The sequence below is a fragment of the Lysinibacillus sp. NPDC086135 genome, assembly GCF_044746345.1.
Taxonomy (GTDB): Bacteria; Bacillota; Bacilli; order Bacillales_A; family Planococcaceae; genus Lysinibacillus.
In genome coordinates this window covers 1-24293 of sequence record NZ_JBIVCA010000027.1, presented here as the reverse complement: position 1 = coordinate 24293, position 24293 = coordinate 1, and the positions used below count along the sequence as shown (strand labels likewise).

Sequence of the window (24293 nt, the reverse complement as noted above, 5' to 3'; positions counted from 1 at the left end):
CTCCTTTTTTCTAAATACTATATAGAAAGAAATGTAAAACCCTTAACTAACTATAAAAATTGCTCAGATATATAATAAATATGCGGCTTTTTCGTGACAGGATGTACACTAACTTCCGCATGTACACCAAACACCTTTTGTAGCAATGAGGGTGTTAATACATCAACCGGAGTTCCATATGCCGCAATTTCTCCGTCCTTTAAAACATAAATTTTATCGCAATAAGTTGCTGCTATATTTAAATCATGTAAGGCTGCAATGACCGTGATCGGCAAGCCCCGTATTAAATCCATGAGCTGGAGTTGATGTTGAATATCTAAATGATTCGTTGGCTCATCTAATACCATGACCTTAGCCTGTTGCGCCAATGCCCTTGCAACAACGACCCGTTTTTTCTCACCACCAGATAAGGAACTAAAAGTACGTTCACTTAAATGCAGTACCCCTGCTTGCTGCATCGATTCCTCAACAATAGCTAGGTCTTCTTTTGTATCTACTTCCATAAGCCTTTTATGCGGTGTACGTCCCATTGCCACAAGATCCTTAACAGTGAACTCAAATAGCACTGGTGTTTCCTGCCCTACGACGGCTAGTTGCTTTGCTATCACCTTTGAAGATTGCTTGTAAATATTTTCATTAAATAAAAATACTTCTCCCTCTTGAGGTTGTAGCATACGGTACATATTTTTTAATAGGGTCGATTTCCCACTGCCATTAGGGCCAATTATGCCCACAAACTCGCGTTCTTGAATATGTACAGAAACATTGTTTAATATTTTCACCTGCTGCACGGCAAAAGTAACGTTTTTTGCAACGTATACCATTTAATTCTCCTCCCCGAAAGAATACATTTGCCTCCGCAACATCCATATAAAGAATGGGCATCCGCATAAAGCCGTAATAATTCCAATCGGCATTTCCTCAGGTGCAATCACAATGCGCGCAACTGCATCAGCCCATATTAAAAATATCGCACCAATTAATGCACTGACTGGCAGTACAAACTTATAATTTGAGCCGACAATCATGCGTACGATATGTGGAATAATCAGGCCAATAAAGCCAATTGCACCACTTACAGCAACAAGGACACCTGTTAATAGGGAAATTACTAAAATTAGTAGCAATCGAAATTTCTCTAAATTAACCCCCAGCGTAACAGCAGATTCTTCGCCAAGTAAAAGTAAATTCAAATGGCGTGAATGTAGACGTAAAATTATGTAGACGATCGTTAAAACTACGAACGGAATCATTATATTCACCCATTTCGCTCCAGCCAAACTTCCCATCATCCAATATATCACTGCCTTTATGCCCCCCTCTTCCTTCGTCATCATGAGCATAAAATTCGTCATTGCTGACAAAACTAGTGACACGGCAATTCCGGCTAATAATAATCGAACAACTGAAATTCGCCCCCCAACTCGTGCTAAGAAAAACACAATCAGTACTGCAATTGTCGCACCTATAAAAGCAGCAAATGATAGCGCATACATACCTAAAAATGAAAATGTGCCAAGTAAAATAACAGATGTAGCCCCGACAGATGCACCGGAAGATACCCCCAAAATATAGGGGTCCGCGATTGAATTGCGCACTAAAGCTTGAATAGCAGCACCCGAAATGGCAAGACCCGCTCCGACTATTATGGCAAGTACTACGCGGGGAGTACGAATTTGCCATATGATGATTTCCTGTGAACGGCTCCAATCCAATGTAATGCCAAGTGGATTGAACGGGATGTGCGATAAAATAATGCGCCATACAATACTAGGTGTAATAGACACAGAGCCTACCATTATCGCTGATGTCATGGATATTAGAACGACACCAGTTAATACGACTAAAAGTAGGTTGATTTTTCTTGTTGTTGGATTCTTCAAAACGCTCTCCTCTCTTAAAGCAAAGGGCATAAAAAAATCCCCTTATCTACAAGAGGATGTCATAGTTAAATAAAAGGCGTCGATTCCCAGTCACTACAACCATCCTCGTGGTTCTATGTAAGTTTGTTGCTTTTATTGGCAGGTCTCCTGGCTTAGGTTCATTATCTATACGCCTTCCCATAGCTCGCTACAGTGACATATTGTATAGACTCTCCATTACAGTTGCGGGACAGCATCGGATTTGCACCGATTTCCCTTTTAAGCAAACGAACAAGTCATTCGCACCAACAAAATAATATTTTATTAAGTTATAAGAGGAACAATATCAGAATATTTTCCAGATAGCAATTATATTATATATTACATTAAAGTAAAAATATTAATTAACGAGCGTTTAATAGCCGTAAAATAGCAGCATTGAACATTAATTATTATTAGAAAAATAAATAAATTTAGATAGTTGATTTATCTTACTTACTATACAAATTCCTCACAGTACACTATTAGTAATCTCTTTCTTCTCTATATTTAATATCAGTGAGGACAATCTTAATTTAACAAAATAAAATATATTGGTTATCTTTTTATAAATATGTTAAAAAAAGTTAGTTGGCACATATTTACTTTACTGAGTGTTACATCTTCACTATTTTTAATCGTTTCAACGGCATTGACAGAAAATTAACAACTAAATGTAGGAACTGTTCCTTCGTAAACTTTCTCTTTTCAATTTCCGATAATGTTTTTTCTAATCAACTAGTTAACGCTATATCAAATAAATCTTTTACAAGAAAAGTTTCTACCAAGTTTTTACCAAGCTCCGTACACACTAAATTTTTATTTTCCATAGCTATATAGCCGACTGTAATAAGTTTCTTTATCGTCTCTGCCCGAGTAGCCGGGGTACCAATGCTATAACCGCTTAAAATAGCCTCCATGATTTCATTACTATCTTCATTTACAATCCCTTTACCACACGTCTCCATTACTCGTAATAATGTTTTTTCTTTAGGCGGTGTTGTTACATGGTTTGTTATTTTGACTGAATTAAAATGTCTAAAAGCCTAGATTATTAGTCAACATAATTGGATTTCCTAATAAAAGATAGGACACAATTATTAATATAACCGTTATACTTAAAATTCATTTATAATTATTAAACATAAAGTTGTAATTATTATTAATAGGAGAAGAGCATATGAAAATAGTAATTGCAGAAAAACCAGACCAGGCTGCAAAATTAGCTGCCCCCTTTTCTTTTACAAAAAAACCTGGTTTTTTTGAAGTTAAGCCAAACACATACTTTCCAGGTGGAGCACTTATCACATGGGCGATTGGACATCTATGTGAACTGAAAGCCCCTGAAGAATATAATCCTACATGGAAAAAATGGACATTAGAAACTTTACCTATTATTCCAGATCGATTTGAATATAAAGTGACTAAGTCAAAGTATAAACAATTTAATGTGATTAAAAGTTTAGTAAAAAGACCAGACATTCAAGAAATCATTATTGGTGGTGATGCTGGACGTGAAGGTGAATTGATTATCCGTACCATTTTAAGAGTATGCGGTGTTAATAAACCGATGAAACGTCTCTGGATATCATCTTTAACAGAAAACGCTGTAAAAAATGGGTTTGAAAATTTACTACCAGAAGAGAAGACACGCGACATTTATTTTGAAGCACTAAGTCGTTCATGTGCAGACTGGCTAATTGGCATTAATACATCTAGATTATACACGGTACTCCTCAAAAGAAATGGCGTGAAAGATGTATTTTCAATTGGTCGTGTACAAACACCTACACTTGCACTAATAGTAAAGAGGGAGCATGAAATTGCGAATTTTAAATCAGAACCATTTTGGGAAGTGGAAACAGAGTTTAATTTTGATGGAAAATTGTTAAAAGCGAAATGGCATAAAGATAACAATTCAAGAGTTCAAGAAGAACGACAAGCTAATGCTATTGCTAATTTCTGTATCAATAAAAAAGTAGAAATTAATAGTATTAAAAGAGAAACAAAGGAATATGCTCCTCCATTGTTATTCAACTTATCTGCATTACAAGCTACAGCAAACAAAGCTTATAAATTCTCACCACAAAATACGCTGGATATTTTGCAAAGACTTTATTTAAAGGGCGTTGTTTCCTATCCAAGATCTGATTCACAATTTTTAACGAATGAAGAAGCAAAAACACTACCAAAGATACTAGAGCATTTAAGTAAAATTGATAAATACAAAAGTCTTCTTCCGCCACCGACAAGTTCAATTATGAATAATAAAAGATATGTGAATGAAAAAAAAGTAACCGATCACCATGCAATTATTGTTACCGAGCAAATACCAGACGTAGCAAAGCTAAGTACAGAAGAAGAAAAAATTTATGATTTAATTGCAAGACAAGTCATTGCAGCACATTACAACAATGCCATATTTTCTTACACAACGATTCATTCACTTGTTGATAAACGTGCAGAATTCATCTCTAAGGGTAAAGTGCTAATGGAAGAAGGTTGGCGTAAGGTTATTTATCATTCTAAAGATAACTCACCTACAGACAAAGATGAACTGCTCCCCCTATTACATGAAAATGAGCAAGGTATCGTTGCGAAAGCGAACGTAAAAAAAGGTGAAACCCAGCCACCAAATCGTTTTTCTGAAGGAAATTTGATTACCGTAATGAAAACAGCGGGTAAACATTTAGAAGATGCGGAATTAGAAAAGGTCCTATCGAAAACGGAAGGATTAGGTACTGAAGCTACACGCGCTGGAATTATTGGTACATTAAAAGATCGAAACTATATTGAAGTTAAGAAAAACCAAGTCTTCGCAACGGCTAAAGGAATGTTACTCATTGAGGCACTAGGTGAAAGTATCTTAACGTCCCCTTCCATGACAGCCAAATGGGAGCAACGACTATCTGAAATAGGTGAAGGCAACGCTTCTCCTACAGCATTTATGGAACAAGTAAAAAAGCTTGCTGACAAATTGATTTCAGATGCTAACAAGCGTGAAAAGGAATGGGCATTTAATCAAAATGCAGTCGATAAAATCACTGCAAATAATCCGTATAATAAAAAATATAATAAAAGAAAAACAGTTGTTGGGAAATGTATCCTTTGCGAAGGGTCAATCATAGATCATGGCATTTTTTACGGCTGTTCAAATTATAAAACAGCTAATTGTAAATTCTCGGTTTCAAAGAAACTTTTAAGAAAAACTATTTCACAATCGAATATAAAAAAACTCTTGGCAGCTGGTGAAACAGACTTGATAAAAGGATTTCAAAAAGGCGAGAAATCTTTTAATGCCCACCTTATTTGGGATGAAAAAGAACGTAAGATTACTTTTAAATTTCCACAATAACTAACAATTCTACTTTCGACATATCGTTGAATGACCCGACCTTTCTTATAAAATCACTGATTCTCAAAAGCTTTATATATCAGTATCTTGCTGTTTGCTAACTATCTTTAAAAATCATTAAAGGTAAAAGAAAATCTTTAATAATCTTTCTTCGGTCGGTTTTTAGTCGGTTAAGTCGGTCTCCTTTTAAACAATATGACCACCCATCACGGAGTGGTCTTTTTCTATTAAACAACCTTATCAATCGCTCTAAGTATCTCTAAAAATAATGGTGACATCTGAATTAATACATACCCTAATCCAGCGAGAGTCTCTCGGTATTAGCTATCTTTTAAAATAGATCAAGATTATGTTCGCGATAAATGATAAATGCTAATCCATTTCCTCTAAATACAATATTCTTCTCAAGTATAAAGAAGAATACATCAAGATGATCCGAATCAGCTAATTTAATGAGAGCAATTAACATAGAATACTCATCAACGTTGATTAAATTAAGTTCTTCACGATTTTCCGGTATTATTTCATTCCATTCTCTTTCGTAAAATTTATTATACATTGTATCTTTATACAAAGTTTCTGGTACATCATAAGAAGGATAAAATTCAGTTGATCCTAACCATATCATTTCAAAAATTTCTCGAATTTTTCTAATCCTTTAAAATAAAAATAATAATTTCGAGTTTCTTGTTGGAAATCTATACTTTCTAATTTATCAAAGAAAACTTCAACATGACTAAACTTCCCATTAAATGGAACCCCTAGTAATCTATTCACTTTAGTTCTTAATGATTGACATCTTTATGAATAGTGCTAATATTGAAAATAAATCGAATAAAATATATAACTTATCCGCTAGGGGTGCCTTTGTAAAGGCTGAGATTGAAGTGTGACTTCGGGACTCTATGAACCTGACCTGGTTAATGCCAGCGTAGGGAAGTGGTGTACGGAAATTTGTCCTTTTCATCTCCAGCCACTTTCTTTACCAAAAAGAAAGTGGCTTTTTTGCATCCTACATTTGGAAGGCGGATAAGTCTTAAAGAGGTGACCCCCATTACCCTATTATCAAAAGCGATTCATCTCATTTCTAATGGAAAAATGCCAATGGAACAACTAAGTGAAATCTTAGCAGACATCCATCCATATGCCGACGCTATCCATTTGCGTGAAAAACAAATGACGGCAAAAGAATTATATGAAGCAGTCAACCTGCTTTCCCGAGTTGGCGTTCCGTTATCCAAAATAATCATCAATGACCGGGTGGATGTTGCCGTTATTACAGGTGCGAAAGGAGTCCAACTAGCCTATCATAGTTTGGATGCATCTATGATTAAAACCAACTTTCCTCAATTGACGGTTGGTTGCTCCATTCACTCGGTCGAAGAAGGAAAAAAGGTTCAACGCTTGGGAGCCGACTATGTGATATATGGTCATATTTTTTCTACCCAATCAAAACCAGGATTGGAACCAAGGGGTTTAGAGGAATTAAAAAAGCTTACTGGTTCACTAGATATTCCTGTTATTGCAATCGGCGGTATTGCTCCTGAAAATACTAAACAGGTGATAAACAGCGGGGCCGACGGTATTGCTATGATGTCGGGCGTTTTAAACGCCGATGATCCATTAGCTGCAATAAAAGGCTACCAAAAAGAAGTTAAAATGGAGATGTGTTGAGTGAAAAATACATTTGATGTTGCCATTATCGGGGGAGGAATTAATGGCTCTTCCATTGCCTATCAACTTTCTAAACTAGGAAAAAAAGTCGTCATTCTTGAAAAAGGAACTTTGGCCTGCGAAGCCTCCAGTGCAGCAGCAGGTATGCTGGCAGCACAAGCGGAAATTGAACACGACGGTCCATTTTTCCAATTGGCATTAAAAAGCCAGGCGATGTTCCCCTCCATCACCAACGAATTACTAGAATATACGGGGATCGATATCGAATTTGTGAATAAAGGCATGTTAAAAATTGCAGAAACGGATGAATTAGCTTCAGCGTTAAAAAGTCAGGTATTGTTCCAGCAGAACTGGAATTCCGGCATCCAATGGCTCGATGCAACACAAGTAAGAGAAATGGAGCCTGCATTAGCACCAACTGTTGTCGGTGCTATGTTCCTTCCAAATGACGGCCATGTTCAGCCTGCAAAATTATCACTTGCCTTCGCAAAAGCAGCAGAGCATTTTGGTACAGCAATCCGCGAAAATACAGAGGTCCTTTCTTTTATCTATGAAAACGGTGTTGTCAAAGGAGTATACACATCAGCGGGAGCCGTCTATTGTGAACAGGTCGTTGTCGCTACCGGCGCCTGGGCTGCCGATTTAATGAAAAATACGGGGATCAACATGACCGTTTATCCTGTGAAAGGAGAATGTTTTTCTGTAAAGCCGAATAAGCCAATCGTTCACAGGTCGATTTTTTCAGATAAACGCTGTTATTTTGTTCCTAAGCGGAATGGCGAAATTTACATTGGGGCCACAGTCGTGGAAAATACGTTTGATAAACAAGTAACGGCTGGAGGAATTTCTACCTTGATTGAACAAGCCGTTAAGCTGATTCCCCAGCTGAAAGATGCCCCGTGGGAACGGGTGTGGGCAGGATTAAGGCCGCAGACAGATGATGGGATTCCCTATATTGGCGAGCATCCTGATATTAAGGGGCTATTTGTAGCTACCGGACACTATCGAAACGGAATTCTATTAAGCCCACTTACTGGCAAACTCACAGCCCAGTTGCTTACAGGTCAAGTGGAAGATGAGCAGTTTCTTTCTGCGTTTCGCATTGATCGATCTCAAATATTGCTTAGTTAGGAGGACAGATCTTGGAAGTAATACTAAATGGAGAAAATTTGAAGTTGTCAGAGGAAATTGTGTACGTTTCGGATCTGCTCGAATATTACAAACTGCTAGATAAAGTAGTTGTAATTGAAGTAAATGGAGAGATCCTGAACAAAGTTGATCATCAGGAAACCCGGCTCTCTGACCGGGATCGCATTGAAATTGTACATTTTGTTGGAGGCGGATAATTATGTTAAAAATAGGTCCTTATTCATTTCAATCCCGTTTGCTGCTTGGAACAGGAAAATACCCTAATTTTGATATCCAAAAGCAGGCTGTTGCTGAATCGGAAGCAGAAGTCCTGACATTTGCCGTTCGGAGAATGAATATCTTTGAAGCGAACCAGCCAAATTTTTTAGAAAAGCTTGATACTAAAAAATATACTTTATTGCCAAATACAGCAGGAGCCAAAAACGCAGTCGAGGCCGTCCGCATTGCAAAGCTTGCGAAAGCATCCGGCCTTTGCGATATGATTAAAGTAGAGATTATTGGATGTGACAAAACATTGCTTCCTGACCCTATCGAAACGTTAAAAGCAACAGAAGAATTAATAAAGGAAGGGTTTATTGTTCTTCCGTACACATCAGATGATGTTGTTTTAGCCAGAAAGCTACAGGAATTAGGCTGCCATGCCGTAATGCCAGGAGCCTCACCGATTGGTTCCGGACGGGGAATCATTAACCCGCTTAACTTGAGTTTTATCATTGAACAAGCAACGGTGCCCGTTATTGTCGATGCTGGTATCGGCTCTCCTGCTGATGCAGCAATGGCAATGGAACTGGGTGCTGATGGAATTTTATTAAACACAGCTGTATCTGCCGCAAAAGACCCTATCAAGATGGCAAAAGCTATGAAACTTGCTATTGAGGCCGGACGCCTTGGCTTTGAAGCTGGTAGAATTCCGAAGAAACGCTATGCCACAGCGAGCAGTCCTTTGGAAGGGATGAGTATTGGATGAATGATCGCTATTCACGACAGCAATTATTTGCACCGATTGGGGAATCCGGACAGCAAAAAATTTCAGCTAAACATGCATTGATTGTTGGAGCTGGAGCGCTGGGAACAACAAATGCCGAAGCACTAGTCCGCGCGGGAATAGGTAAACTGACGATTGTGGACCGAGATTATGTGGAATGGTCAAACCTGCAGCGTCAACAGCTATACGCTGAAGATGATGCAAAAAACAGGATGCCTAAAGCGATTGCAGCAAAAAAACGCCTGGAGGCCATCAATTCAACTGTAACGGTCGAAGCAATAGTAGCGGATGCGTCAGTGTTTGAGCTAGAAGAATGGGCAAAACAGGCCGATCTCATGATTGATGCGACCGATAACTTTGAAACAAGAATGATGATGAATGATGTCTCGCAAAAATACTCAGTACCCTGGATCTATGGCGCATGTGTGGGGAGCTATGGTATTACATATACGATCATTCCTGAAAAAAACCCTTGTCTTTCATGTTTATTGGAAACAGTTCCTATCGGAGGTTTAACGTGCGATACCGCGGGAATCATCGGTCCTACCGTGCAAATGGTTACTGCCCATCAGATAAGTGAAGCTTTAAAAATATTAGTGGATGATACAGCAGCATTGCGGAATAAATTACTATCTTTTGATCTTTGGAAAAACCAATATAGTGCAATAAAAGTGGATAAGATGAAAAAAGATGATTGCCCATCATGCGGGAACAATCGGACATATCCCTACCTATCCTTTGAAAATCAAACAAAAACAGCTATACTATGCGGAAGAGATTCTGTTCAAATCCGGCCTTCCGCGCAAGAAGAACAGGATTTAGCCAAACTGGAAAAAGTTTTTTTGCAGCAAGGCGGAAATGTTCAGCGCAACCCTTATCTGTTATCTTATACTGTCGATGATCACCGTTTGGTTATTTTTAAAGACGGGCGAGTTTTAATCCACGGAACAAAAGATATTGCAGAAGCGAAAACACTGTATCATCGCTATTTAGGATAAAAATTTGAATGAGGCTGGACAAAAAGTTTTTAGCTGTTGAAAAACCCGAACTACATGACGAAATGCATTTAATGTTTCCTAATAGTTCGGGTTTTCTTTTTATATACTGCTTTTGAAATTTACCTTCATAAGCACCGCGTAGCAACTCCATTTTCCCCCTATCTTGTACCGCTTTGGTAGGATATATAATAAACCCTTTCGTATCTCCAACTGTACCCTATCGAGTAGATCTCTCGATAGGGTACAGTTTAAGATTGATGCGGTTTTAATAAATGCTGATTAATATGTCATGCCCCCGGGCAAGGCTTTGTTCATAAAAATGGATTAATTGATCGAGTTCCGCTATAAGTTCTGCGAAAAGCTCCACGGCTTCATCGTCCGCCCAAATATCCGGATAAATCTGTTTGGCTCTAAAAATTGCTGGCTTGAATTGTTGCTGCAAGACAGTCCTATCCATAGAATGAAGAGCTTCTAAAATCCGGGGAAGCTCTTCAGAACCAATGACGCTGACAAATTCTTCAGTATCCAGCACGTGAACGCCGACAATGGCCTCGCTTAATGGGTGGTTCTCGATTGGCTGTGAGGCAGAGATCCCTGTTAGCAAACAATGCAATCCGTCCCATAATTTATCCATTTCATTTACGGGACAGCTATGATTTTCCATAAGCTCCTCAAGTCGCTTGACGATATGGAAATTATTTAAGTCGGCAATTTCATCCGCTAAAGCATTGTTTAATGATAAGTAACTGGCCATAATTCCCATCGTGTATCTTCCCCTTTATTTTCTATCAATTATATCTCATCATTCAAAACGGGGCGTTTGGTCCGCCCCATTCTGATGAAAGGGAATTAGCACTAATTATTTCAAATCGTTATTTTATCATTTAGAAGAACGCTTGGCTGATCGCAAGCTATTTTATAGACAAATTTTTTCCGTGCAAGATGATAACTTTTATCTTCTCCATAAAAATTAATCTTCATTTGTTCTAATTCTTCATGGCGATATTCTGCTAATGGCTTTTCTTTTTCATCTCTTTCTCGTTCTGCTTGTTTATTTGCAATAATTTCATCATAAAGAGACGAAGATGCCCAATATTCAGCAACTTTTTGTATTTTTGCATCAAATTCTTGGACATTGCCTTTAAAATAATCATCAATTAATCCGATTTCTTTTGCTTTTAATGTACTTATGGCAGGACATGTTTCAGTAATTTCAAAAGCTAACTCTTTCCCCAAACGTTTTGGTAATAAATACGTCCAATATTCTGAACCATATAGGTTCCCCATTTTTTTATAATGAGGATTTAAAACAACACCTTCTCTTGCAAAAATAAAATCACCTGTAAGACCTAGTATGACCCCTCCTGCACCAGCATTTCCTTGCATAGCAGTCATAACAATTTTGTCTGGTGTATTTAGAATTTCAAGAATCATGTCATCAATCGCATTAATATTTTCCCACGATTCATCCCCTTGATTTTCAGCATATTCAATAGTATTTAAGTGAATACCATTAGACCAAAAATCATGCCCACCCATTAAAACTAATACTTTACTATTTTTTGTTTTAGCTTCTATAATGGCTTGTTGAAGTTTCTTACAGTGTGAGGTGTGCATAGCGCCATTATAAAAATCAAAATGCAAGTATCCTACTTGATTTTTTTCATTATAGTAGATTTCTCTGTATGTTCTCCCTTCAATATCGTCAAAAGGATTAATAGGTAATTCAGGAACATTCCTTAATAAATGTGATAGAGCAAGGGATGCTGGTAATTTTATCCCTCCTTTTTTCTTTACGTGACTAATCCAAACACTCCCATCAATCGTTCCTACACATACTGCATCATCACGATAGCCAAGAATTTCCCCACTATTCCCAACTATTCTGTCATCTACATGACAACCGAATAAATAGTACTCTCCACCGAATATAGTATCGAGAACTCCAGGGTTACTATCAGCAGCACGAATTTTTCTTGCAATAGTTTCAGAATTATCACTAAGCCAATGAATTCTACGGTCAGATTGTTTCATTGTTGGTAAAAGTGTACCTTTCACATTTGAATTATTATAATCTAATGGTTCAGGAAAATACTCTCCCTTTTGATACGCCTTAAACTTCTCCAATAAATCAAGTAATCCTTTTACAGCTGCATGTGTTGCTTCATGTCTGTATAGCGTGCTTTTACTAACTTCACGCATCGAATAATTGTTTGTAGACCAAATATCTCCTGCATCCATTTCCTGCTCTGCTTGAAGTAGTGTAACTCCCCATTCTCTCTCCTGCCCCATGATCGCCCAATCAATAGAAGAAGGTCCTCTATCCCCTTTAATACCAGGGTGTACAATAATACATACATACTTCTTCCAAATTTCTTCTGGGATGGCGGTCTTCAAGAACGGACAGATAATCAAATCTGGCTTTGAAACTTCTATTGCTTGAATCATTGCATCTATTGTTGTGGTGATATGAATATCCACTTCATATTTTCTATCTGTCAATTCAACGTAAAAGCGTTGGCTCATGCTGTTATGTGCGGATGTTATAAATAAAATTTTCATTTTAATCCTCCAATATCTTTCTATTAGGTAGTGATAAACAAAATATAACAGAGCTTGTTATTGTTTTTAGATACACAATGTATACCCCATTGAACCAATGGCGTGCGTTTTTTCTGATACTTGATTGGTCTTTTGGTTCGTATTAATGGAGTCCTCCTTATGTGATGATGAGTCATTTTCTAGTTGACAATCATGCATCATACAAGTGGGCATTTTCTATTTCAAGCCCTGAAAATCCTTTTGCAGAAGCGCCCTTTAATTAGGAAATTTTCCCAATGTTCTCATTTTATTTTTTCGAAGGATGTGAGTCAATGCAAGACACAAAATAAATAAAATTAAAAAACTTCAAAATCACAAAATTGACATATAATAGACAAATTATCAATAATAACCAATTTATAAACGTTGGAAATGGTGATATATCAATAGTTTGACCCACTTTTCAGAAAAAGACTTTTTGCATTTTTAGTTTTTCAATTATTCGTCATTTGATGAGTACGCTTTGGTAAAGTAAATTGGTTATAATTAAGTCCACTAAGCTGAAGGCGTTTCAGTAAAAGTATCTATTGCTGATGAGGTGGAATGGACAAAACTAGTCAAAACTTTAAAAAGTGCGAGAAATCAATTCCTGATTTCCCGCACTTTTTCTGATTTTTCGGATTTCCCTTTAAAAATTTACTGATTTCTCTGCCTCTCTCTATTTACGAAAACGGTTAGTTAGCTTTTACATATTATACTTGTACCAACTGCAACGCCTTCTTAACCTCCTGTACATCTTTTGCTAATACGCTCTTCACATTCGATCCGAACCATTCCAATGACGCATCTACCTCCACGATTGAAAGTACTTCTGCTAGAAATTCTTTATAATCAATTGCACCTTCAAACAATGGAACTATCCCTTCTCTAGACCCTGCTGCAGCATAAACATTGTTTGGAGAAAAAACATCAAGTTGTGCACGTGAGGCAATATTTTTAAAGTGAAAATGTGAGATATAAGGACGAAGTTGCTTTGTGGCGACAATAGGATTTATCCCTGATTCCCATATATGCAAAACGTCAAAGTTCACTCGTAGGCTTGAGTGATTCGTTTCTTCGAGTAACTGCATCGTTGAAGGTAGATTATCTGTCAATGTATTCGGATGAGTTTCAACAAGCAAATATTGTCCTTTTGACTCAAGATAATCACAGAGCATTCTAAGCCTGGAAATAAGTTCTTTCCTTTCTTTTTTACTTGTGTCTGAACTGCCATGTTTTCCTACAAATGTACGAATCTTATTCGTTCCCCAGCGCTTTGCAAGTGATGATAACTTCTCTGTTTCAGCCATCATCTCGGAAATTGGTGCTTCTAATGGCAAATAATCACTAAGCATACTCGTTTCTAAACCGTAGGAGTTTAACCAATCTGCTCCATAATGAAGTTCATCTGCCAAGTTTTTTGCATGAACACCCCAGAGCTCGATTCCTTGAAAACCTTGAGTTTTTGCAAAGTGAGCTAATTGATCAATCGAATGTAGATGGTGTCGAAACGAAATCGTACAGATAGATAGTTTCATAATATGACCTCTTTCTTGTGCTGTAATGTTAACCATGCTTGAAAACATTCTTGTAACCCTTGCTTAATCTTGAACTCAAGGAGATTTTGTTCTTCTAACTTCACGAAAATATCTTCAGCTAATAATAAATCTTGCGTCATCGCAAGTTTCATCACTCGATACTGAATCGTTGTATAGCCATTCACTAAACGCTCAATATCATCACACCATGTGTCAAAGCTTTCCTCATCGCGGCCAAGTGCTTCCCAAAAAAATGCAAACGCATGTTCATACGCATATTTTCTGATCGCTATAACCGGCAATTGTTTTAATGCAGTCGGAAGTTTTGACATATTTTCTTGTTCTTTTCCTGCAATATACCCTTTAATAATCTCGGTAATTGCATCTGTCAACGGATTACAATGCAGCTTTATACATGTATTAAAATAGGCTTCAACCGTCTCTGTAGTTGGCGCAATAATCGTCTCAGAATTAAAGTAATAACCACCTTCGACAGTTGGCTCTTGGATTGCAGCTAAAATTCTCTCCTTCGGTAAAATCCCTTCCCAGCGAAAATCAGGGTCATACATAAACCATTCTTCTTCATTTTCTGTCGATTCTAGCATCACATAATGAGGGAATGGACGTTGATGAAATTTATTCTCTCGCTCTGGAAGCATCGATAAATCCAGCATCACCATCACATGTTGATGTGGAGATTTATTCTCTAATAACTTTAGCAGTTTGTTTATATTTTCTTGTTTTGATTGCTTGTCGTCATACCATTTGTATAGCTTGATTCCATAGAGCATTTCATACCATGTTTGAAAGAAATGATGATCAATTTGATCAGAGTGGTATGTTAGCACTCCATTATCGAGCACATCAAAATCTGCGTCCCATACCCCAAAATAGTAAGGCCTATGATCGACGCCTTCCGATCTCTTAATAACCTCACAAACACAGCTTACAAAACAATGAACTTTTATCATTTTTAGCCTCCGATTATTCTACCTTTTGCTGTTTTTCTAAAAAGCTTGCTAGTGTTCCTACTGTTTTGAAATCTTTAGGAACAAGAACCTCATCAGGAATGGAAATGCCAAGATCCAACTCTATATGAAGAATCAGTTGAAGGACCATAATGGAGTCCATATACAAATCCTCATTTAATCGGGCATCTTCATTAAAAGAAGACAGTGTCTGCAACTCTAACGAATTATCCAAAATATCATAGATGCTCTTGATCATTTGTTGTCGCGTCATACTGGTATGCCTCCAAGTTTTTTTCTACTTACTTTTCCATTAGGTAGCTTTTCAATTTCATGAACAAACACAAACTCCATCGGAATTTGATGTGGAGCGAGATATTTCCGGCACCATTCTCTAAGCTCCATATTATCTATCGGTTCGGTAGACACGTATAGTGCGCATACTCGCTCTCCTGATAAGTTGTCTTGTTTCTTATATACGACTGCTTCGACTATTCTTGGGTCATCCATTAACACGGTTTCAACTTCTTGCGGATACACATTTAAGCCTGCTACATTAATCGTGTCATCCATTCTTGCAAGAAAAGAAAGAACATTATCTTCTATATAGCCAAGATCTTTTGTATAAATTGTTTGTGTAGACAATTCAATGATAATTTCGCTCGGTGTTTGTTTTTCACCAGCTGTCACCTTCACATGAGGAAGGGGGTAGCCCATTTGTTTCGGATCTTTCACATTAGGATGAATCGCAACACACCCGGATTCAGAGCATCCATACTGCTGTAATACTTGGTGAGATTTCTCTCTTAATGATGTCAACCAGCTATGCGGCATCATAGTTCCTGACGTCATCACACGATCAAATTGTTGATCAATAGGTAATAATCGACTTAATGTATAAAGTAACGCTGGAGCCGCATAGAGTATGTGCTTAGGATATTCTTTTAGCTTTTTCAAAATATATTTAGGATTACTGTTCGTAATAATAACTGGCATTGCTCCCCTTCTTATGCAAGCCAAAACACCACAAATGAATCCATAAGAATGAGTAACTGGACAAGCGACAACAGAATTTGTCAAGGAATCGACAGGTAAAGTCTCCACATAACTTTCAATTTCTTCTTCCACTGCACTCCACGTTCGTTCAATACATTTCGGAGTTCCTGTTGTACCTGAGCTCATTTGAACTAATACGCCTTCTTGGTTATTGGAATGATTTGATAGTTCGATGAAAGTATCAATCGATTGGAACATCAAAAGATGACTACCTGCTAAAGAAGCAAGCCGTACAGATCCCTCTTTTGGCGTCGCTGGATGGATTGGGACAACTGATCCACCTTTTTCGCGAATGTATAAACAAAGGGCCATATATTGGAAAGTGTCATCCGTACAAATAGCAAGTCTGCGATTGTTACACTCCCTTAGATGCGGTAAGCTTTCAAATAGTTCAAATTGCTTCTCGATATCTTCTACTGTATAAAATTGATCATTGACATAAAACATCATCATTTCCCCTTTTTATCCGCTTGCGCCAACGCATTGTTGACGATATGTCGAAAATTACCTTCTTCTTGATTTTGAAGTTTCTTTGTTAGCAAAGATTCAACATAAATTTGTGTGCTAGTATGTTGAAGCTGTTCATTTCTTGAGCATAATGATGGAAAGCGTTCAAAATGCTTCTGTATTCCGTCCTTAACTTGACTCCAAAAATGTGTTTCTGCAAATCCATACTGCTCTTCTAGCAAATAAGATAGTTCACTTAAATGAAACACGAATAGTGTATCCATAGCTAACTCTCGTAAAGCCTCTACAGAAGACATCCAATAATAATGATCGACAGGTGCATCTTTAAAACGATCGTGTATCGTTTCAAAGTCTGGAACAAGGCTTCTGTCTGCAATGAATTCTTCCATATATTCGATACTGTCATGGAAATCCCTCAGTACAACCCGAGTCGGCCACCCATTTTGATGTAATAAAATCATATTTTGCGCATGGGCCTCCACAGCAATACCGTGGGCGACAAGCAAGTGCCACACAGGAATAACACTCACTTCGATCAAGCGTTTTACCCATTCCTCCGTTCCATATCGGCAAAGCCAATCATCAATAAATGGACGCCCATCTATCTCCATCATCATTAGTATCGTAAACGGTACCGCTTCCTCTTCATCCTTCATATACGAGCGCACACTTTCTCGCCATATTGAGCCAAGCTGACCTTCTAGTTTGCTACTATGTTTGTTTGCATTCGGTTCAAAAATAATCCCTGCATATTCTTCCAGCACAACAAGAGACGCTTCCTCTTGTAAATAGGCGTCTAATTGAATCACCTGTTTAAGCCATGCTGAAATATGAGGAGCGGCACAAACAGCATGAGCATGTAACTTTCGTAATGAAGAGGTATTCACCATATTCATCGAGCATTTTAATTGCGCCTTTTTTGGATTTGAAAAATTCCATAATGTTCGCACTGATTGGGTTGTCCTATAGTAATCTCCTTGCACATTTAGAGGTATTAGATCTTTTTGCTCCATTAATCTAGCTAGTTCTTGCTTCATGTTATGCCATTGCCAAGGATGAACAGGTAAAAACGTATATTCTTCAAATGTTCCATCGAATACCGCTAGCGTTGCAAGAAGGTCTTCCCACAGCAAATGCCCTAGCTCTCTTTTCCAAAAGTTCTCTTCCTCTTCAAGAACAGAAATTCGGACGTAGCTTCTTCTCACTGCAACCCATTCAAGAGAAAAAGATTGCTTTGCTTCAGGGCCATAGTCTTTATGGTCGTTGATCGTAAAACCAGTTCTGGATTTAAAACAAGGATGATATGGATGTCCTTCAATGATTTCTGATTCTAATTCTTCATAGCTCGAATTTCTTCTCGACATCGGCATTTGGAGATGGCGATCATTCCATTCACATAGCTTACTCGTTAAATGAAGTTCTTTCAGTAATCGTACTTTATCTTTACGAGCCGAAAGTAATTCATCTACTAGATCCTCAAGCGTTGCTTCTAGTAATGTTTCATCTTTTCCTACTAGAAAAATACTCTCTCCCTGTATTCGGATGCGATCAAATGCCATTCTTCTTCCTTCACAACGATAGGTGCACTTCTGACCAACAAGCGTAAAAATTGAAGTCCATTTATCTAAACGTGTTTCTTCATATTTAATTAGTCCTTCAAAAATCATTGCTTCTACAAGTTGCCGCCTTACACGTAGCTCTCCTTGTTTAGAAGCTAAAGGCTGTAGCTGCTGCATACTCTGCCTCCTCATACTGAAGAACGAACGGATTTGGAATTTTCGTGTATACCGCTTGTTCAAGTTCGGCTTCTAGTTCATCTACATCATGAAACCTTGTTAATAGATTTGCTTTAAACGCAAGCTCTTCTTGTTTTAGAATGTTACGAACGAATGCCTTCCCGAAACCTGTGAATTCTTTTTCTAATAAGTAGAGTTGATCGGTAGACCACTTCAAAAGAATTTTTTCATCGATTAGCTGATCTGCTCCAAAACGGGAAATAACGGGAAACAATTGATTCATAAACAAATAATATGTAAATCTATCATGAATAAGGGCATCTTCGTAAAATAGCTCAGCTGTTTCATGTAAAGAAGGCTCTATTGAAAGAAGTACTTCTTTATATGCTTTTGATAAGTAATAACCTTGGTTATCACGATAATAATAAGTAGTTGGATAACCTGAAGAAATGTTTAACAGACTATTTTGCTGGTGTGCTTCGAGAGCTATCCCATGCTCATCGTATAATCTTAATAATGATTCAATTGCACATTTCCAATAGACTTTAAACCAATCTAAACTTACACTCTCTAAAGAGCGGAATTCTGATTGTGAGATTTTCATAATGAGCTGACACAATTTTGATTTTTCATTTGGTAAGGGCTCTTGCACAAGAGTAGCGATCATGCAGATTCCTTCATCATGTCCTTTAGGAAATACGTTAGAGCGAAAAATAACCTCAAACCCTGATTCCGTCTGATTTGGGAACTCTACAGTCATATAGGCTGGGTCATCAATCATCCGGAAATATGGATAATTTTGCGAGAAATTAATCTTATTCATTAACCGAGCCATAACTATTCCAGCTTTTAGTTCATGCGTTCTATTTACCCTCAATGAATTCGTTATTTTTACAGGAATTGAAAACTTATACATCATCTCTTCATTTGGGCTATATACTGTTCTTATCGAAGAGGTTGCTGTATACAATGCCCCAAGCGCACCTTCGTATTTTATCAATCCTTTAGCAAGCGCTTGTTTTACATACTGTTGCTGTAAAAGCCACTGTGCTTGAAGCGGATGCATCGGAATGAGGTAATCTTTCTCTGACATAACAAAATCAGGTTGTGATTTTGTTAAAGACTGATAAATGAGTTCACTCGCACTTTTTTCTAATACAGAGGACTCTTTCACAATTTTGGGGTCCACACGAAAATAGTGAAGTTGGAAAGATCCTTGTAGCTCTGGAGCAAAACTCATTTGTTGCCAATTTGCCATACCTTGTCTGCTTTTAGGTGTCGGATGAAGCCAATGTCCAAATAAGAGAGACTGCTCAGCTTCAATAAATGTAACGTTTGCTCCATGTTGTTTCTTATCTTCCAAACTGTTTTCAATATAATTTGCCATTGTTTGATAGCTTTCAATTATGCGCAGCATGAGTTCATCAAAATGGGGAGAAAATCCAGGACATCCATCCGCCTTAGTCATTAAATGTAGCTCTTGAATGAGCATGATGAGTATCGTTAATTTATCTTCGACAAGCCATTGTTTTTTATTCGTACAATACTTCAACGAAACACCAAATTTATGTCTTCCAACAAGTGATTTGTATTCCACACCAAATGCAATACGGATGTTTTGTATCGGCAACTCAAGCTCTAACATATGTCCCTCTGTAATCAGGATAGTTAGTCGCTGTTCTGTTATCCACTCCTCCTTTGTGATCCAATGTCCGCTTTTCACTTCTCGTATATAACAATTCATAAACGCCTGAAACGTTGCATTTTCTGCAATCTGTTTAGCAATCTGTTGCATGTAATTAGCCATCCTTTCACAGAATCTTCCACCTAGTAAATGATAATAGTTCTCATCAATTGTTAAAAAAATTTGTCTTCCTAATTAGCAAGACTGATAATAAGAAGTAAATGGAAACAAATGTGTTGCTGACAAATGATACATGATCCTAGTAATTAAAAGAACATTAAAAATTTATAGGATGATAGTAAATTTATAACTACGCGACACTACTGATAATGATTATCATTTTCAACCATATTTACATAATACAGGAAATACATAAATGGTCAAATGTCTAAAGACCTATATAGCAATACAAGCCATCGAAATATGTAAAACTGTAGCAGCAGAGATCGTTTCTTATATCAGTTATCCGATTTTATTGATTTGTGATCTATTGTGACGACAAAATATTACAAGGAGAAAACGCTATCTCTGAGTGAATTAACTGTTGTTTTTGAATACACATTATTTTTATTCTTTTGTTGACAAAATAAAGAGCCGCATTAATATGCGACTCTTCATCTATACTTTATTAATTCCCCTGACTTAGATCTTTATGACCGAACTTTGCTAAAAAAGGGATATGTTTCGTTAGTTTGTTATAAATATTGAATAGAACTTGTACGACCGGCTCCAATACTTTGGAGAACTTGATAATGACTAAACTTGCCCCAAATGACAGAAGGGCTCCACCAATCACGTCGGCTGGATAATGTACGCCGACGAAGATACGTGAAATACCTACTAAGATGGCCCATACTAATACCGGATACTTCCACGAGTCTTTTCGTAAAAGTAACGTCCACGCTAGAGCGAATACTAATACTGAATGATCACTTACAAACGAAGAATCATCAGCATGTGGTACTAACTGATGAACATCATATGTAATGAATGGTCGTGCATGATAGTAGAATAGGTGAATGAGTGCGTTTAGACCCAATCCAAGTAAACATGTAAAGACAATGTAAAAAGCTGTATATTGTTTTTCTGTCCTTTTTTCTTTGTTTGCTGTAAACCATAAAAATAACATGAATACGATAACGATATAAGGAACGCTATCAGTGATGAAAATCATCCCTTTATCCAGCAAAGGATAGCGACCAGCTAGATCATTAATCCATTGAAATATTCCATAATTCATTTTTAAATCTCCTTGCTTTTAATTTCTCAGTAAATTAACGTTTTTCAAATATGCACTGCTTCCAGTTAAATACTTGCTTACCCTTTCATACATGACGTCATCATAAGCCTTATAGTTTCTTTTATTTACAAAAAAATCCCCTTTCTTCAATAAACCGCAGATGAATCTGAAAAAAATCAATTTCTCTACCAAATCCGTTTTTACAACATTGCATCATAAACTAGAAAATATTATAGTAAGCTAGCAAAAATAAGTATAAAGATGATAAAATATTTTAATAAAGGGGGCATCAAATATGGGGAAATTAAGCAAAAGGAATATACTGTGGATTGTGCCAATCGGAATTTTAGGGGTGTTCTGGTATTTTTACGGTCCACAAAAGGACATTACGGATAATGACTATATTACATATGTAAAAAACTATTCTTTCGAAAATAGTAGTAAAACAATAGAATCGGGATTTGCTAGCGCTTGTCAAAATCCATACTGGGTGTATTTTGAAACTCAAAAAGGACAGGATGTTGTAGAATTTAAAGGAGACTGTCCAGTCAATAATAAAGCCTCAAAAGTGAATGTTCAATTTTTAGTTGATCGTGATATGACAAATGTGAGGTACGGTGCAATGTTAGTCGATAATAAAATGCAAGAGGAAGCAGATCGAGATCAATACCTTCTCGCATTAGTAGGGAAATAAATAGTTAAAAGCTCTCGGTTGAAAGCGAACGAGAGCTTCTTTTAATCGAATCGACGGATAGCAGAGCCCTACTGACGGATTGAACCACTCAACCAGCGGATAACTCCTCACAACACACTTTAAAAAAATAAATTATTTTACAGCTTTCCAAATGGTCCATCTGTCCTTTTCAACTATAAAACTCTCAGTTGAAATCGACTTATCCATATAATTCACTAATTCATTTAATTCTTCATTGTCTAACTCGTGCAAAATACTTCTGCCTGTTCTTTCCCGTAAATCTTTTAACAATTGCTCTTTTTGTTCATACACATTTCTTGTTTCCCATAGCTTTACTTCTTGCACCTCGCTAAACCCAATTGCCTTAAGTATCTCAATTACTAGCTCACTTCTATGTCTGCGTTTTATTTCTTGCTCTCTTAATTTTGGAAAACGCTCAAAGAAATAGCCTCTAATATGGTGGTCATCACCTTTTAATAAACAATCTTCAGGTGTCCGGTCTTGGATAATGTATATCCCTTTATCCACCAAAATTCTATATGCCTCTTGAAAACAAGCTTTTAAATCTTGGATATGATGAATTAAAGCTCTTTCTAGTATTAACTGGTAGCTGTCATTGTCTAAACCTGTAGCCAATGCATTTCCTTGCTTGAAAGTAATATTATCATAGTCTTTACAATTTTCTTTTGCCCCAACGAGCATAGCCTGTGAAAAATCCACACCTATTACAGCAGGTACATCCATATCTGCTAATGCTTTAGCATAAATGCCTCCGCCACAACCAATATCTGCAGCCTTCGAAGTATTCATGTTAGGGACAAGTTCTTTCATTGCTTCGATCCACGAGTGGTCAGCCTGTCGAGTTGTATAAGTAGTTTGATTGTCTTTGTTGTGAAAATCAATGCCCATCTTCATCACTCTTTTCTGTTTTTTTACCAATCAATATGGATTTCCTCGCTAACATTATTTTACAATCATTCGTAATATAAGTAAAACCAATGTTAATTATCGATTTCCATAAGTTATCCTTATTATCAAAGTATCCGTTCTGATTTTTGAAAGTTTTAACTTTATGAAGGAGGGAGAAGTTTAAGATCGTTTGAAGCAACAAAAAAACTCACGCATTTTATTTATTGCATGAGTTTTTTTACTTTTAACTATTCTATATCTAAAGACTGGATGATGTTTAGCTCAAGGATTCGAATTTCCTTATTTAGCTTAGCAATGGCTGCTTCTATTTGTTCAAAGCGTTCTAAATAATTTTTACTGGCATTGTGCGTAGGTAGCGTTTCTTTTAATGCTGCCTGCCCCGCATATAGAATTTCAAGTAAATCTAACTTTTCAAAATAAGCTGTGCTATATTGTATTCCCATTTCACAAAGCCCCTTACTGTTACTTTTTCACCACTAATAAAAATCCTAGCCTTTACTAGCACTATAACCGAAAAAAGCAAATGCAAAACTATATCTTAGTTATCATTTATTAACCAATAAAAGGTATATAACAATGCCTTAACTATATTTCCTATGGTTAATAGAATTTTCTGTCGAGAAAAAACATACTTATCTATTTTTTAATATGGAATAGACAAATGTATCATGCGCCTGACCATTTTGATACATATAATCTCGAAGAATTCCTTCCTGTTGAAAGCCCACTTTAGTTAGCAGCTTATTCGAGGCTTCATTTTCTATAAATACAACAGCACCTATACGAGTAAGACCCATATGCTCAAAGCCATACGACACAATTTCGGTAACCGCTTCTTGAGTATATCCTTTTCTCCAATAATCAGGATGAATTTCATAACCGATCTCTGCCCGTCTATGGGTAGGCGACCAAGCGTTATAACCAATTGTCCCGATTATACCTTTTGTTTCCTTTCTTTCAATCCCCCACCTTATCCCTCTTTTTTCAGCAAAGTTCTTTGAAAATAATTTCACTAAACTTTCTGCTTGCTGTAAATCAATAAATGGCTCTTGTCCATAATAGCGAGTGACTTCTTCATGAGAAAAGCAATTAAATACACTTTCCGCATCATCCTGCGTTAATTCTCTTAAAATAAGTCTTTCTGTCTCTAAATTAGGAAACATTCATTCTCCCCCTTTAATCATCTATTCTCCACACTTCTAGTAAAATCCTTTAAAAACAAAAAAGCACACCCAATAGAAAGGAGGGCACTGAAAAACTTACGTTTTCATAAAAGCGAACCTTTCTCAGATAAAAATAAGGCACTTCTTGTTCGATTTTGAACAGGGAGCGCCTTA

General features: G+C 37.0%; 23 protein-coding genes and 2 riboswitches. Of the genes, 7 read left to right on the top strand and 16 right to left on the bottom strand.

Features of this window, described 5'->3' with window-relative positions; translation table 11 throughout:
* Positions 1–50: 50 nt before the first annotated feature.
* The 3 genes from ACIPKN_RS24350 to ACIPKN_RS24340 form a co-directional block, all read right to left on the bottom strand.
* Positions 51–824: an ABC transporter ATP-binding protein gene (locus ACIPKN_RS24350; RefSeq protein ID WP_400941176.1), complete on the bottom strand. Its 774-nt coding sequence runs from the start codon at positions 822–824 to the stop codon at positions 51–53.
* A complete protein-coding gene (locus ACIPKN_RS24345; protein ID WP_400941270.1) occupies positions 825–1814 on the bottom strand; it encodes a FecCD family ABC transporter permease in 990 nt (329 codons plus the stop codon). It lies immediately after the preceding gene.
* A gap of 189 nt (positions 1815–2003) precedes the next feature.
* A riboswitch (cobalamin riboswitch) is annotated at positions 2004–2187 on the bottom strand.
* Between the two features lie 448 nt (positions 2188–2635).
* Entirely contained in the window at positions 2636–2920 is a 285-nt protein-coding gene (locus ACIPKN_RS24340) for a DNA topoisomerase (RefSeq protein ID WP_400941267.1), read from the bottom strand.
* A 161-nt stretch (positions 2921–3081) separates the two neighbouring features.
* On the opposite strand from ACIPKN_RS24340, the gene ACIPKN_RS24335 reads away from it, so the two are divergent.
* Positions 3082–5256, top strand: a complete 2175-nt coding sequence (locus tag ACIPKN_RS24335) for a DNA topoisomerase III (protein ID WP_400941173.1) — start codon at positions 3082–3084, stop codon at positions 5254–5256.
* Between the two features lie 331 nt (positions 5257–5587).
* Here ACIPKN_RS24335 and ACIPKN_RS24330 read toward each other — a convergent pair whose 3' ends face one another.
* The gene (locus tag ACIPKN_RS24330) at positions 5588–5884 is read right to left on the bottom strand and encodes a hypothetical protein (RefSeq protein WP_400941171.1); all 297 of its coding nucleotides are present in this window, start codon (positions 5882–5884) and stop codon (positions 5588–5590) included.
* A 219-nt stretch (positions 5885–6103) separates the two neighbouring features.
* Positions 6104–6211: riboswitch (TPP riboswitch) on the top strand.
* Between ACIPKN_RS24330 and tenI the strand changes: the two genes are divergently transcribed.
* The 5 genes from tenI to ACIPKN_RS24305 all read left to right on the top strand — a co-directional run bounded on the left by tenI (position 6211) and on the right by ACIPKN_RS24305 (position 10062).
* Complete coding sequence (gene tenI, locus ACIPKN_RS24325; RefSeq protein WP_400941168.1) at positions 6211–6930, top strand: thiazole tautomerase TenI; 720 nt, start codon at positions 6211–6213, stop codon at positions 6928–6930. Its footprint overlaps the riboswitch before it by 1 nt.
* A complete protein-coding gene (gene thiO / locus ACIPKN_RS24320) occupies positions 6931–8061 on the top strand; it encodes a glycine oxidase ThiO (RefSeq protein ID WP_400941166.1) in 1131 nt (376 codons plus the stop codon).
* Positions 8062–8072: 11 nt separating this feature from the next.
* Positions 8073–8276, top strand: a complete 204-nt coding sequence (gene thiS / locus ACIPKN_RS24315) for a sulfur carrier protein ThiS (protein WP_400941164.1) — start codon at positions 8073–8075, stop codon at positions 8274–8276.
* Between the two features lie 2 nt (positions 8277–8278).
* Positions 8279–9046, top strand: a complete 768-nt coding sequence (locus tag ACIPKN_RS24310) for a thiazole synthase (protein ID WP_400941162.1) — start codon at positions 8279–8281, stop codon at positions 9044–9046.
* A complete protein-coding gene (locus tag ACIPKN_RS24305) occupies positions 9043–10062 on the top strand; it encodes a thiazole biosynthesis adenylyltransferase ThiF (RefSeq protein ID WP_400941159.1) in 1020 nt (339 codons plus the stop codon). Before ACIPKN_RS24310 ends, ACIPKN_RS24305 begins: the two co-directional genes overlap by 4 nt.
* A gap of 265 nt (positions 10063–10327) precedes the next feature.
* Here the strand turns inward: ACIPKN_RS24305 and ACIPKN_RS24300 are convergent, their stop codons facing one another.
* From ACIPKN_RS24300 to ACIPKN_RS24260, 9 genes are all read right to left on the bottom strand, one after another.
* Positions 10328–10825 carry a YfbM family protein gene (locus ACIPKN_RS24300; RefSeq protein ID WP_400941157.1) on the bottom strand — a complete coding sequence of 166 codons (498 nt, stop codon included), beginning with the start codon at positions 10823–10825 and terminating at the stop codon, positions 10328–10330.
* A 101-nt stretch (positions 10826–10926) separates the two neighbouring features.
* Entirely contained in the window at positions 10927–12624 is a 1698-nt protein-coding gene (locus ACIPKN_RS24295) for a hydrogenase maturation protein (protein WP_400941154.1), read from the bottom strand.
* 731 nt (positions 12625–13355) lie between these two features.
* Positions 13356–14180 (bottom strand): sugar phosphate isomerase/epimerase family protein, encoded by an 825-nt coding sequence (locus tag ACIPKN_RS24290; protein ID WP_400941152.1) that lies wholly within the window; start codon positions 14178–14180, stop codon positions 13356–13358.
* Positions 14177–15151: a DUF6005 family protein gene (locus tag ACIPKN_RS24285; protein ID WP_400941149.1), complete on the bottom strand. Its 975-nt coding sequence runs from the start codon at positions 15149–15151 to the stop codon at positions 14177–14179. The genes ACIPKN_RS24290 and ACIPKN_RS24285 overlap by 4 nt, the downstream gene beginning before the upstream one ends.
* Before the next feature lie 13 nt (positions 15152–15164).
* Complete coding sequence (gene asbD, locus ACIPKN_RS24280) at positions 15165–15422, bottom strand: petrobactin biosynthesis protein AsbD (protein ID WP_400941147.1); 258 nt, start codon at positions 15420–15422, stop codon at positions 15165–15167.
* The gene (locus ACIPKN_RS24275; RefSeq protein WP_400941145.1) at positions 15419–16657 is read right to left on the bottom strand and encodes an AMP-binding protein; all 1239 of its coding nucleotides are present in this window, start codon (positions 16655–16657) and stop codon (positions 15419–15421) included. The genes asbD and ACIPKN_RS24275 overlap by 4 nt, the downstream gene beginning before the upstream one ends.
* Positions 16654–18408: an IucA/IucC family protein gene (locus ACIPKN_RS24270; RefSeq protein ID WP_400941142.1), complete on the bottom strand. Its 1755-nt coding sequence runs from the start codon at positions 18406–18408 to the stop codon at positions 16654–16656. Before ACIPKN_RS24270 ends, ACIPKN_RS24275 begins: the two co-directional genes overlap by 4 nt.
* Complete coding sequence (locus tag ACIPKN_RS24265; RefSeq protein WP_400941139.1) at positions 18380–20203, bottom strand: IucA/IucC family protein; 1824 nt, start codon at positions 20201–20203, stop codon at positions 18380–18382. The genes ACIPKN_RS24270 and ACIPKN_RS24265 overlap by 29 nt, the downstream gene beginning before the upstream one ends.
* 517 nt (positions 20204–20720) lie before the next feature.
* A complete protein-coding gene (locus ACIPKN_RS24260) occupies positions 20721–21332 on the bottom strand; it encodes an undecaprenyl-diphosphatase (RefSeq protein WP_142507732.1) in 612 nt (203 codons plus the stop codon).
* A gap of 295 nt (positions 21333–21627) precedes the next feature.
* On the opposite strand from ACIPKN_RS24260, the gene ACIPKN_RS24255 reads away from it, so the two are divergent.
* Positions 21628–22026: a glucosamine 6-phosphate synthetase gene (locus ACIPKN_RS24255; RefSeq protein ID WP_400941136.1), complete on the top strand. Its 399-nt coding sequence runs from the start codon at positions 21628–21630 to the stop codon at positions 22024–22026.
* A gap of 132 nt (positions 22027–22158) precedes the next feature.
* Here the strand turns inward: ACIPKN_RS24255 and ACIPKN_RS24250 are convergent, their stop codons facing one another.
* The 3 genes from ACIPKN_RS24250 to ACIPKN_RS24240 all read right to left on the bottom strand — a co-directional run bounded on the left by ACIPKN_RS24250 (position 22159) and on the right by ACIPKN_RS24240 (position 24119).
* Positions 22159–22935, bottom strand: a complete 777-nt coding sequence (locus ACIPKN_RS24250) for a class I SAM-dependent methyltransferase (RefSeq protein ID WP_400941134.1) — start codon at positions 22933–22935, stop codon at positions 22159–22161.
* A 248-nt stretch (positions 22936–23183) separates the two neighbouring features.
* Entirely contained in the window at positions 23184–23399 is a 216-nt protein-coding gene (locus tag ACIPKN_RS24245; protein WP_400941131.1) for a hypothetical protein, read from the bottom strand.
* A 189-nt stretch (positions 23400–23588) separates the two neighbouring features.
* The gene (locus ACIPKN_RS24240) at positions 23589–24119 is read right to left on the bottom strand and encodes a GNAT family N-acetyltransferase (protein ID WP_400941128.1); all 531 of its coding nucleotides are present in this window, start codon (positions 24117–24119) and stop codon (positions 23589–23591) included.
* Positions 24120–24293: the final 174 nt, after the last annotated feature.

What these genes read in the sequence shown, in the direction of transcription:
- ACIPKN_RS24240 (WP_400941128.1), bottom strand. Translation starts at nt 24,119, where the DNA reads ATGTTTCCTAATTTAGAGACAGAAAGACTTATTTTAAGAGAATTAACG.
- ACIPKN_RS24265 (WP_400941139.1), bottom strand. Translation starts at nt 20,203, where the DNA reads ATGCAACAGATTGCTAAACAGATTGCAGAAAATGCAACGTTTCAGGCG.
- ACIPKN_RS24295 (WP_400941154.1), bottom strand. Translation starts at nt 12,624, where the DNA reads ATGAAAATTTTATTTATAACATCCGCACATAACAGCATGAGCCAACGC.
- ACIPKN_RS24260 (WP_142507732.1), bottom strand. Translation starts at nt 21,332, where the DNA reads ATGAATTATGGAATATTTCAATGGATTAATGATCTAGCTGGTCGCTAT.
- ACIPKN_RS24330 (WP_400941171.1), bottom strand. Translation starts at nt 5,884, where the DNA reads ATGATATGGTTAGGATCAACTGAATTTTATCCTTCTTATGATGTACCA.
- ACIPKN_RS24255 (WP_400941136.1), top strand. Translation starts at nt 21,628, where the DNA reads ATGGGGAAATTAAGCAAAAGGAATATACTGTGGATTGTGCCAATCGGA.
- ACIPKN_RS24305 (WP_400941159.1), top strand. Translation starts at nt 9,043, where the DNA reads ATGAATGATCGCTATTCACGACAGCAATTATTTGCACCGATTGGGGAA.
- ACIPKN_RS24345 (WP_400941270.1), bottom strand. Translation starts at nt 1,814, where the DNA reads ATGACATCAGCGATAATGGTAGGCTCTGTGTCTATTACACCTAGTATT.
- ACIPKN_RS24350 (WP_400941176.1), bottom strand. Translation starts at nt 824, where the DNA reads ATGGTATACGTTGCAAAAAACGTTACTTTTGCCGTGCAGCAGGTGAAA.
- ACIPKN_RS24245 (WP_400941131.1), bottom strand. Translation starts at nt 23,399, where the DNA reads ATGGGAATACAATATAGCACAGCTTATTTTGAAAAGTTAGATTTACTT.
- ACIPKN_RS24290 (WP_400941152.1), bottom strand. Translation starts at nt 14,180, where the DNA reads ATGAAACTATCTATCTGTACGATTTCGTTTCGACACCATCTACATTCG.
- ACIPKN_RS24300 (WP_400941157.1), bottom strand. Translation starts at nt 10,825, where the DNA reads ATGGGAATTATGGCCAGTTACTTATCATTAAACAATGCTTTAGCGGAT.
- ACIPKN_RS24335 (WP_400941173.1), top strand. Translation starts at nt 3,082, where the DNA reads ATGAAAATAGTAATTGCAGAAAAACCAGACCAGGCTGCAAAATTAGCT.
- ACIPKN_RS24250 (WP_400941134.1), bottom strand. Translation starts at nt 22,935, where the DNA reads ATGGGCATTGATTTTCACAACAAAGACAATCAAACTACTTATACAACT.
- ACIPKN_RS24275 (WP_400941145.1), bottom strand. Translation starts at nt 16,657, where the DNA reads ATGATGATGTTTTATGTCAATGATCAATTTTATACAGTAGAAGATATC.
- ACIPKN_RS24270 (WP_400941142.1), bottom strand. Translation starts at nt 18,408, where the DNA reads ATGCAGCAGCTACAGCCTTTAGCTTCTAAACAAGGAGAGCTACGTGTA.
- ACIPKN_RS24310 (WP_400941162.1), top strand. Translation starts at nt 8,279, where the DNA reads ATGTTAAAAATAGGTCCTTATTCATTTCAATCCCGTTTGCTGCTTGGA.
- asbD (WP_400941147.1), bottom strand. Translation starts at nt 15,422, where the DNA reads ATGACGCGACAACAAATGATCAAGAGCATCTATGATATTTTGGATAAT.
- ACIPKN_RS24285 (WP_400941149.1), bottom strand. Translation starts at nt 15,151, where the DNA reads ATGATAAAAGTTCATTGTTTTGTAAGCTGTGTTTGTGAGGTTATTAAG.